Source organism: Mycobacterium sp. TH-M106, from assembly GCF_057473765.1.
Genome location: NZ_JBYCLE010000493.1, coordinates 1 through 8,975, shown reverse-complemented (window position 1 = coordinate 8,975; position 8,975 = coordinate 1). Strand labels below are relative to the sequence as shown.

The following is an 8,975-nucleotide window of genomic DNA, read 5'->3' as shown; positions in this document are numbered from 1 at the left end:
AGTCCAACTATCTCCCGGGATTCGGCTCCGGGGTGGTGGTGCCGGGAACCGGCATCTCGTTGCAGAGCCGTGGTTCGGGTTTCGTTGCCACACCCGGACATCCGAACCGGGTCGGCCCGAGAAAACGGCCGTACCACACCATCATCCCGGGCTTCGTCAGCAAGGACGGTGTGCCGGTGCTGAGCTTCGGGGTGATGGGCGGCGACATGCAGCCGCAAGGTCACGTCCAGGTGGTGAGCCGGATCATCGACCACGGCCAGAACCCACAGGCGGCCTGCGACGGGCCGCGATTCCGGTGGGTCCGGGATCTGGAAGTCAACTGCGAACGCGGATTTCCGGCCGAGACGCTCGACGAACTGCTCCGCCGGGGCCACCAGTTGACGGTCACCGGCGACTACCAGCAGTTCGGCAGCTGCCAGGCGATCTGGCGGCTCGATGACGGATACCTGGGGGCAAGCGACCCGCGCCGCGACGGCCTAGCCGCCGGCTACTAAACGCGGATCCTCTCTTCTGCCGCTGCCAGTCCGATATCGCTACGAAAGTGACTGCCCGGCAGTCGAATCAAATCCATGAGGCGGTAGGCCTCGGCCCGGGCTGCGGTCACGTCGACGCCGGTGCCCACCACTGACAGCACCCGTCCGCCGGACGACACGATCGCTCCGTCGTCGCGGCGAGCGGTCCCGGCATGCAGCACACCCACGTTGTCGGCGCCAGTGACGACATCGCCGAGACGTGGCCGTCCAGGATAGTTCTCGGCGGCCAGCACCACCGTCACCGCCGCACCACTGCGCCAGCGCAGCGGACCGAACCCGGCGAGCCCGCCGGTGGCAGCCGCATGCAGCAACTGTCCGAGCGGCGAATCCAGCAGTGCCAGCACCGATTGCGTCTCAGGATCGCCGAAGCGGCAGTTGAATTCGACGACCGCCGGCCCATCCGGTGTGATCGCCAGCCCGGCGTAGAGCAATCCGGAGAACGGGCTTTCGCGCCGAACCAGCTCGACAGCAACGGGTTCGACGATCTCGTGGACCATCCGCGTCGCCATGCCGTCGGGCAGCCACGGCAGCGGCGCGTACGCGCCCATACCGCCGGTGTTGGGGCCGACATCGCCGTCGCCGACCCGTTTGAAGTCCTGCGCAGCCAGCAGCGGCACCACCGTCTCACCGTCGACCACGCTGAACAGCGACAACTCCGGCCCGTCCAGAAAGGACTCCAGCAGCACCGGGTGTCCTGCATCCAGGAGGCCGGCGGCATGCGCGCGCGCGGCGGCCCGGTCCACTGTCACCACCACGCCCTTGCCCGCGGCCAGGCCGTCGTCCTTGACCACCCAGGCGGCCTCGCCGGCACTCGGGCCGAACCGGTCCAGCGCGGCGTCCAGACGCGCTGGATTGTCCACGATTTCGCTCCGCGCAGTGCGCACACCGGCAGCAGCCATCACGTCCTTGGCGAACGCCTTGGACCCCTCGATCCGGGCTGCGTCGCGGCTAGGACCGAAGCATGCGATCCCGGCGTCGCGCACGGCATCGGCCACGCCCAGCACCAGCGGCACCTCGGGGCCGATCACCACCAGGTCGGCGCCGACCTCGCTGGCTAGTGCGGCGACGGCTTCCCCAGAGGTGATATCGACGTCATGCTGGTCGGCCACCGTCGCGGCACCGGGATTGCCCGGCGCAATCGCGAGCCTGTCAACCAGCGGATCTTCCCGCAGAGCCAACAGCAGCGCGTGTTCGCGGGCTCCCGAACCGATCACGAGCACCTGCACGGATCACAACCCTAGCGGTCGGTCGAGGATCTGGCGGACGCGGAGGAATTCGTCCGGCAACCGGGCAACGGCTTCACCGATCTTGTGCAAGATGACCTGCGCGGCTAATCGCATGGCTTCATCGGAGTCATAGGCGTTCTTGCCCCGCGCAACGAGCCGCGACACGGTGTCGGTGGACCGGATGAGGTCGTTGAGGGTTGCGACAATTCGGTCGCGGTGCCGGCCAGCAGGGCCGCGAGCTTTCACAACGTCATTAAATATACAGCTGTGTTGCTTTGTTGATATGGTTAGCCATATGAAAACCACGGTGAATCTTCCCGATGAACTGCTCCGCGAGGCGCAGCAACTCGCGCGTCGTGAGCGAACCACGCTGCGCGAGTTGATCGAGACCGGCCTGCGCACCGTGGTCGAGCAACGCTCAACCGACTTGCCCTTCGTGCTCGCCGACGCCAGCGTCGACGGCCGGGGCCTGCAGCCGGCGTTTCGCGGTGCATCGTGGGAGCAGATCCGGGACACGGTCTACGACCACCGAGCATGATCGCCATCGACACCAACATCCTCGTATACGCGCATCGGCGGGATACCGAGTTCCACGCCGCAGCCGCTCGTAACATCCAGACGCTTGCCGAAGGACGATCAGTGTGGGCGATCCCCTGGCCATGCCTGCACGAGTTCTTCGCGATCACCACGCACCCGAAGATCTACGACCCACCGAGTACACGTAGCCAGGCAGTAACGCAGGTAGACACATGGCTGGCTTCGCCTTCGCTTGTCGTACTCAGCGAGCCGGCAGGTTACTGGAACCAGTTCAAGGCGGTGCTCACCGCAGGAAAGGTAACCGGCCCGATGGTGCACGACGCGAGGATCGCCGCACTGTGCTCAGCGCATGGTGTGCGCGAATTGTGGTCGGCCGACCGCGATTTCGGACGATTCGGTTCAGCGCTCGTCGTGCGGAATCCGTTGGTGGGCTGATCGGCGAACCGCTCCACCGACAGCGCTGCGACCGCACGGGCACCTTGCGCCCAGGGACACCCGTCGCCATGTTGCGGGCAATTCGCCTTCATCGACCGACGGGCCAGTGTTCGACCGTGATGTCGTCCATGGGAAAGTCGGCGGGATTGCCCGTCGCCAAGCGAGCCTCAATTCCGGCCGTGGCGGCGGCGATCAAGCAGTCGGCCTGGTGAAGAGTGATCCCTCGGACGGCGAATTGGCGGCGCCACTGCCCAGCGCGAATTCCTTCGGACGGGCCCAGGGGAGCGCATCGCAATCCGCGCACCAGTCGCCGCGCTGGGACCTCTTCACCGGCATGCAGTCCACGCCAGATCTCCTCAACCGAGATCGCACAGGTCCACGGTTCGTCACCCTGCCGGCGCAATGCGCGCAGGCGGTCACCGGCCGGACGGCCACGGAGAGCATCGATGAGGACGGTCGAGTCGAGCAGGACCCTCGCCATGTCAGCCGACGCGACGCTTATCGGCACGTTGGCGACGGACCCAATTGCCAGGATCATCGTCCCATTCGTGACCCTCGTCGGGGATAGCTCCGAGCGCAGCCTCGATATCATCCCATCGCCGCTCATCATCGAGTCCGCGACGAATCAACTCTGCGATGAACGCGCTACGTCGCCGGCGCCCAGCCCGCTGGTCGAGCTCGGCGACGAGCTCGTCCTCCACGGTAATGTGTAGTCGCATGTGCTAACTATAGCCCACAACGTGAAGAGTAATCCCTCATCCGGCGAACTGCCGGTCGCTGAACGACCCGCTGTCACCCGTTAGCTGCGCGACTTACCAGCCTCCTTGGCCAGCACCGCTGCGGCATTGGCTTTTTTGCCAGACGCCGCGCCGGACCCGGCGGCCTTAGTGGCCTTCTTCCGCTTGGCACGTTCTGCGACGACTCGCTCGATCGCTCCGTTGAACCGCGAGCCCAGCGGAAACCCCACATAGTGGGTGATGAACACCGCCAGCTCCCGCAGCTCATCGACGCTGAACTCCTCGTTCTCCAGAACGGCGTTGACCTGCACCTCCAGCAGATCCTCCTGCCCCTGGGCGGTCAGCACCGCGATCACTGCCATCCGCCGGTCACGCAGGGACAGCCCGGGCCGGGTCCAGATCCGGCCGAACAGGTGGTCGACGGTGAGGGCGAAGAACTCTCCGGGCATGTCCGGCATGTCCCAGGCGTAGACCTGGTTCATCTTGTCCAGGCCGGTACGCCGCAGTTCGTCCATCTCGTCCATGCAGGGCCTCCAATCAGTCGGCGGGGTCTGGCACGCCCAGGCCGAACGCGAGTCGGCGCAACGCCAACTGTGCCAGCGGAAGTTGCACGCCGGTCGCCTCGCCGAGTTTCAGCGCCAGGCTCAGGTCTTTTTGGCCGAGCCCCCGAGTGTGGGTGAACGGCTGATACAGGAAGTGATCCGGAGCCAGCGGCGCCGTCGTGTCGCGGACCATGACTGCTCCCGGGCCGCCGGTGAGCGCATCGGTGTGTCGCACCACCCGGCCCAGCGCTTGCAGGTCCAGGTCCACCGCCTCGGCCAGTTTCATGGCTTCGCCCGCAGCGGCGTAGCAGGTAAAAGTCAACATGTTGCGGGCCAGCTTCATTCGGGTGCCCGCACCCACAGTCCCGGCGTGAATGACCAGCGACGCCCACTGCTTGAACACCGGCTTGATCTGTTCGTACACCTCGCGCTCGGCGCCCACCATGGTCGCCAACTCTCCCTTCGCGGCGGCACCGCCGCCGCCGCTGACCGGGGCATCGACGATGTGGATACCCTGCGGGGAAAGCTCTTTCGAGAGTTCGACGGCTGTGCTGTCGCTGATGGTCGAGTGGATGGCGATGATAGTCCCCGGCGTGGTGTTGGCCGCCAATTCGGCGACAACGCCGCGGACTTGACCGTCGTCGAGAACCGTGACGCTGATAATGTCCGCGGCGGCCGCAATGTCGGCCACGCTGCCGGCTGGGGTGGCGCCGGCGTCGGCCAGCGGCGTCATGGCTTCGGCTCGAACGTCGAAAACCATTAGCCCACCAGGCCAGTCGACCAGCCGCTTGGCCATCGGCGCGCCCATGTCGCCCAGCCCGATATAGCCGAGCTTGACAGCGGCGCTCATGATCGGATGATCTGTCCGCCGTCGACGTTGAAGATCTGCCCGGTGATCCAGCCAGCCTGATCCGACAGCAAAAACAGGCACATCCCGACGAGATCATCCGGAGTGCCCATCCGTGGCAACGGGATCCGGCCAACCATGTCCTCGACGATCGCCCCGGGCGTGACGGTCCGGGTGGCTTCGGTGTCGATCGGCCCGGGTGCGATCGCGTTGACTCGGATGTTCATCCAGCCGAGCTCGCGCGCCAGTTGCTGGGTCAGGCCGTTGACGCCGACCTTGGCCAAACCGTAGAAGTTGGAATACAGCCACGCCGCGGTCGACGACTGGTTGACGATCGCGCCGCCGCCACGCTTTTTCATCTGCTTGTACACCGCGCGGGTGCAGACCAGGGCACCGTCGAGGTTGACACTCATGAACATCTTGTAGTAGTCCCACGGCACGGTCAACAGCTGGTCGAGCTTCATACTCGCGTAGATGGCGGCGTTGTTGATCAGGAAGTCGACGCCGCCGAACTCGGCCACCGTGGTGTCGGCCATGGCTACCGCGGAATCCGGATCGGAGACGTCGACCGGCACCCCGACGGCGGATCCGCCGTCGGCGACGATCTTCTTGGACACCGCCCGCGCGGCGTCGGCGTTGATGTCGGCGACCACCACCGCCGCCCCCGCGCCGGCCAGTCCTTGGGCGTAGGCCTGACCGATGCCCTGGGCAGCGCCGGTCACGATGGCCACCTTTCCAGCGACGCCGTCGAACTGTCCCATCTTCTGTCTTCCTCGAAAGTCGCTAGTTCACTGCGGTAGCAATGACTTTGGTCTCCAGGTACTCCTCGAACCCGGCGATTCCCATCTCTCTGCCGTTGCCGGACTGCTTGTAACCGCCGAACGGCATGTCCGCGGAGTACCACACCCCGCCGTTGATGTTGACCGTCCCCACCCGCAGCCGGGACGCGACCGCAGCGGCGCGTTGCGGGTCGGCGCCGAACACGGTGCCGGACAGCCCGTATGGCGAGTCGTTGGCGATGCGCACCGCGTCGTCGTCACCGTCGTGGGCGATCACTGTGAGCACCGGACCGAAGATCTCCTCACGAGCTACCCGGGCGTCGTTGGTCAGGCCGGTGATCACCGTGGGTTCGATGAAGAATCCGGTCGGCATGTCCGCCGGCCGCCCGCCGCCGCATGCGAACGTCCCGCCCTCGTGGACCGCCAGGTCGAGATAGCCCTGCACCCGGTCACGTTGGCGCGCTGAGATCAGCGGCCCGCACACAGTGCCGGGATCGGCCGGATCGCCGGGCTTCATCGACGACATGGTCGCCGCCGCGACTGCGACCGCTTCGTCGTAGCGTGTCCGCGGCACCACCAGCCGGGTGGTGATCGCACACCCCTGCCCGGCGTGCACGCAGGCGGAGAAAGCCGACACCCCGCTCGCCGCCGCCAGGTCGGCGTCGTCGAGCACCACGAACGCCGACTTCCCGCCCAACTCCAAAAACACCCGCTTGATGCTGCCGGCCGCGTCGATCGTCACGCTGCGGCCGGTGGCCGTCGAACCGGTGAACGAAACCATGTCCACCCGTGGGTCTTTGGCCAGCATCGCCCCCAGGCTGTGATCGAGCGAGGTGACGATGTTGACCACACCGGGCGGGAAATCGGTTTCCTCGGCAATGAGCTGCCCGACGACGGCCGCGCACCACGGCGTGTCGGGCGCGGGTTTGAGGACCACCGTGTTCCCGGCCGCCAGCGCCGGCCCCAGCTTGGCGAGGTTGATCTGGTGCGGAAAGTTCCACGGCGTGATCGCCCCCACCACGCCGACCGGCTCGCGGGTGATGACACGCCGAGTCGCGATCCCCAGCGGCGCAGCCTCGCCGCCGTCCCGGCTCCACTGATAGCCCTCGGCGGTGTCCGCGGCGAATCCTAGATCAACGATCGGGCTTTCCAACTGTGCTGCGGCGGTGAGCATTCGGGGTGCGCCGACCTCGGCAATGGTCAGCTCCCGCAACTCTTCGAGGTGTTCGCGCAGTACGTCGCGCAGCTGCCGCACGCAATGCACCCGCAGTGCGGTATCACGTGACCAGTCGGTCTCGTCGAAGGCGCGCCGCGCCGCCGCTATCGCGCGGTTCATGTCGGCGGCGTCGGCGTTCGCGGCCTTACCGAGCACCTCCTCGGTAGCCGGGTTGACTGTGGCGAAGGTGCCCGCCCCGCCCGGGACCAGCGTGTTGTCGATGACCAGGCTGGTGCTGCCGTCGGCCGGTAACGCCATGTGTGACTCCCCTACGTGATTTCGCAAAGGACAGCGTCTTGCTAGACACTTGTCTGGAATTCTCTATGCTGAACCCTAGCCTGCATTCCGGTGGTGGTGCAAGACGGGAGGATACACCTGCGTACTTGCCCATTGCCGCCATCGTCGGATAGGTTAGACAGGTGTCCAGTGACCCGGTGGCGCCCGTCACTCCCCTCACAGCGAACGTCGAAGAGCAGGCGCCGGGTGCACAGCGTAACCGCCGTCAGGAGGAGACGTTCCGCAAGGTGCTGGCGGCCGGTGTTCAGATGCTGCGGGAAACGTCCTACGCCGAGCTCACCGTCCGTGCGGTCGCTGCTCGCGCCAAGGTAGCCCCGGCGACCGCCTACACCTATTTCTCGTCGAAGAACCATCTGATCGCCGAGGTCTACCTCGATCTGGTGCGTCAGGTTCCGTACTTCACCGACGTCAACGAACCGATGGCGAGCCGGGTGAGCCGGACGCTACGCCAGCTGGCGCTGGTGGTCGCCGACGAGCCGGAAGTCGCCGCTGCCTGTACGACGGCGTTGCTCGGCGGCGGTGCAGACCCGGCGGTGCGTGTGGTCCGCGACCGGATCGGCGCGGAGATACACCGCCGCATCACGTCGGCAATCGGACCCGACGCCGACGCCCGCGCGGTGTCCGCGCTAGAGATGACGTTCTTCGGCGCACTGGTCAACGCGGGCAGCGGCGCCTTCGCCTATCACCAGATCGCCGACCGGCTGGAATACGTTGTCGACCTGATCCTCTCGTCAGGAGGTCGCTGATGAGCGTGCAGACCGTCGAGCCGGTGCTCAACCCTTACGACTACGACTTCCACGAGGACCCTTACCCGTACTACCGGCGGCTGCGCGACGAGGCACCGGTGTATCGCAACGACGATCTGAATTTCTGGGCGCTGTCTCGGCACCGCGACGTGCTGGACGGGTTCCGCAACAGCCAGGTGCTGTCGAACGTCGACGGTGTCTCACTGGACCCCATCTCCCGCGGCCCGCACGCCCATAAGGTGATGTCGATCCTGGCGATGGACGACCCCGACCACCTGCGGCTGCGCAGCTTGGTGTCGAAGGGCTTCACCCCGCGCCGAATTCGTGAGCTGGAGCCGCAGGTGAGACACCTGGCGCGTCAGCACTTGGACGATGTGCTTCAGGCCGGCGAAACATTTGATTTCATAGCCGATTTCGCGGCCAAGCTGCCGATGGACGTCATCTCCGAGTTGATGGGCGTCCCGGAGCCCGACCGGTTGCGCATCCGCGCGCTGGCCGACGGGGTCCTACACCGCGAGGAGGGCATCGCCGATGTTCCTCCGTCGGCGATTCAGGCGTCGGTTGAGTTGATGACCTATTACGCGCAGATGATCGACGACTTCAAGAAGACGCCCGCGGACAACCTGACCTCGGCGCTGCTGCAGGCCGAGATCGACGGGGACTCACTGGCCGACGAGGAGATCACGGCGTTTTTGTTCCTGATGGTGATTGCCGGCAACGAGACCACTGCGAAGCTGCTGGGCAGCGCGGTCTACTGGGGCCACCGGAACCCGCGGCAGCTCGCCTCGATCTTCGCCGACCACTCCCGGATTCCGCTGTGGGTGGAGGAGACGCTGCGCTACGACACTCCCAGCCAGATCCTGGCCCGCACCGTCGCCGAGGATTTCACCGCGGGAGGCACCACGATCCCCGCCGGCGACGTGGTGCTGCTGCTGCCCGGTTCGGGCAACCGAGACGAGCGGGTGTTCGACGACCCCGACTCGTACCGGATCGAGCGCGACATCGGTTCGAAGCTGCTCAGTTTCGGCAGCGGCGCGCATTTCTGCCTGGGTGCCCACCTGGCCCGGATGGAGGCCCGGG

The 8,975-nt window shown here is 66.3% G+C and carries 13 protein-coding genes; 6 read left to right on the top strand and 7 right to left on the bottom strand.

Annotated elements, in window-relative coordinates:
* Nucleotides 1–494, top strand: a 494-nt coding sequence (locus AC2VOP_RS17440; RefSeq protein ID WP_486962126.1) for a gamma-glutamyltransferase, incomplete at its 5' end; no start/stop codon positions are given.
* On the opposite strand, the gene purD is transcribed toward AC2VOP_RS17440, so the two are convergent.
* Both purD and AC2VOP_RS17430 read right to left on the bottom strand, forming a co-directional pair.
* Nucleotides 491–1,759, bottom strand: coding sequence for a phosphoribosylamine--glycine ligase (gene purD, locus AC2VOP_RS17435; RefSeq protein WP_486962125.1), 1,269 nt, complete (start codon nt 1,757–1,759; stop codon nt 491–493). The genes AC2VOP_RS17440 and purD overlap by 4 nt on opposite strands.
* Nucleotides 1,760–1,762: 3 nt before the next feature.
* Nucleotides 1,763–2,005, bottom strand: a complete 243-nt coding sequence (locus AC2VOP_RS17430; protein ID WP_486962124.1) for a ribonuclease HepT family protein — start codon at nt 2,003–2,005, stop codon at nt 1,763–1,765.
* Between the two features lie 49 nt (nt 2,006–2,054).
* Here AC2VOP_RS17430 and AC2VOP_RS17425 point away from each other — a divergent pair, with 49 nt between their 5' ends.
* Both AC2VOP_RS17425 and AC2VOP_RS17420 read left to right on the top strand, forming a co-directional pair.
* Nucleotides 2,055–2,297 carry a type II toxin-antitoxin system VapB family antitoxin gene (locus AC2VOP_RS17425; protein WP_486962123.1) on the top strand — a complete coding sequence of 81 codons (243 nt, stop codon included), beginning with the start codon at nt 2,055–2,057 and terminating at the stop codon, nt 2,295–2,297.
* A complete protein-coding gene (locus AC2VOP_RS17420; protein WP_486962122.1) occupies nt 2,294–2,731 on the top strand; it encodes a TA system VapC family ribonuclease toxin in 438 nt (145 codons plus the stop codon). Before AC2VOP_RS17425 ends, AC2VOP_RS17420 begins: the two co-directional genes overlap by 4 nt.
* 88 nt (nt 2,732–2,819) lie before the next feature.
* On the opposite strand, the gene AC2VOP_RS17415 is transcribed toward AC2VOP_RS17420, so the two are convergent.
* Nucleotides 2,820–3,212 carry a PIN domain-containing protein gene (locus AC2VOP_RS17415; protein ID WP_486962121.1) on the bottom strand — a complete coding sequence of 131 codons (393 nt, stop codon included), beginning with the start codon at nt 3,210–3,212 and terminating at the stop codon, nt 2,820–2,822.
* On the opposite strand from AC2VOP_RS17415, the gene AC2VOP_RS17410 reads away from it, so the two are divergent.
* Nucleotides 3,178–3,444, top strand: a complete 267-nt coding sequence (locus AC2VOP_RS17410; RefSeq protein WP_486962129.1) for a hypothetical protein — start codon at nt 3,178–3,180, stop codon at nt 3,442–3,444. The two genes, AC2VOP_RS17415 and AC2VOP_RS17410, sit on opposite strands and share 35 nt — an antisense overlap.
* 86 nt (nt 3,445–3,530) lie before the next feature.
* On the opposite strand, the gene AC2VOP_RS17405 is transcribed toward AC2VOP_RS17410, so the two are convergent.
* The 4 genes from AC2VOP_RS17405 to AC2VOP_RS17390 are packed head-to-tail and all read right to left on the bottom strand — an operon-like array spanning nt 3,531 to nt 7,110.
* Complete coding sequence (locus AC2VOP_RS17405; RefSeq protein WP_486962128.1) at nt 3,531–3,983, bottom strand: carboxymuconolactone decarboxylase family protein; 453 nt, start codon at nt 3,981–3,983, stop codon at nt 3,531–3,533.
* A 22-nt stretch (nt 3,984–4,005) separates the two neighbouring features.
* The gene (locus AC2VOP_RS17400; RefSeq protein ID WP_486962120.1) at nt 4,006–4,860 is read right to left on the bottom strand and encodes an NAD(P)-dependent oxidoreductase; all 855 of its coding nucleotides are present in this window, start codon (nt 4,858–4,860) and stop codon (nt 4,006–4,008) included.
* Nucleotides 4,857–5,618: an SDR family oxidoreductase gene (locus AC2VOP_RS17395; protein ID WP_486962119.1), complete on the bottom strand. Its 762-nt coding sequence runs from the start codon at nt 5,616–5,618 to the stop codon at nt 4,857–4,859. The genes AC2VOP_RS17400 and AC2VOP_RS17395 overlap by 4 nt, the downstream gene beginning before the upstream one ends.
* 22 nt (nt 5,619–5,640) lie before the next feature.
* Entirely contained in the window at nt 5,641–7,110 is a 1,470-nt protein-coding gene (locus AC2VOP_RS17390) for an aldehyde dehydrogenase (RefSeq protein ID WP_486962118.1), read from the bottom strand.
* Nucleotides 7,111–7,286: 176 nt separating this feature from the next.
* Here AC2VOP_RS17390 and AC2VOP_RS17385 point away from each other — a divergent pair, with 176 nt between their 5' ends.
* Together AC2VOP_RS17385 and AC2VOP_RS17380 are read left to right on the top strand one after the other, a co-directional pair.
* A complete protein-coding gene (locus AC2VOP_RS17385) occupies nt 7,287–7,895 on the top strand; it encodes a TetR family transcriptional regulator (RefSeq protein WP_486962127.1) in 609 nt (202 codons plus the stop codon).
* Nucleotides 7,895–8,975 (top strand): cytochrome P450 (locus tag AC2VOP_RS17380; RefSeq protein WP_486962117.1); only part of this gene is annotated, 1,081 nt, incomplete at its 3' end. The genes AC2VOP_RS17385 and AC2VOP_RS17380, both read left to right, overlap by 1 nt.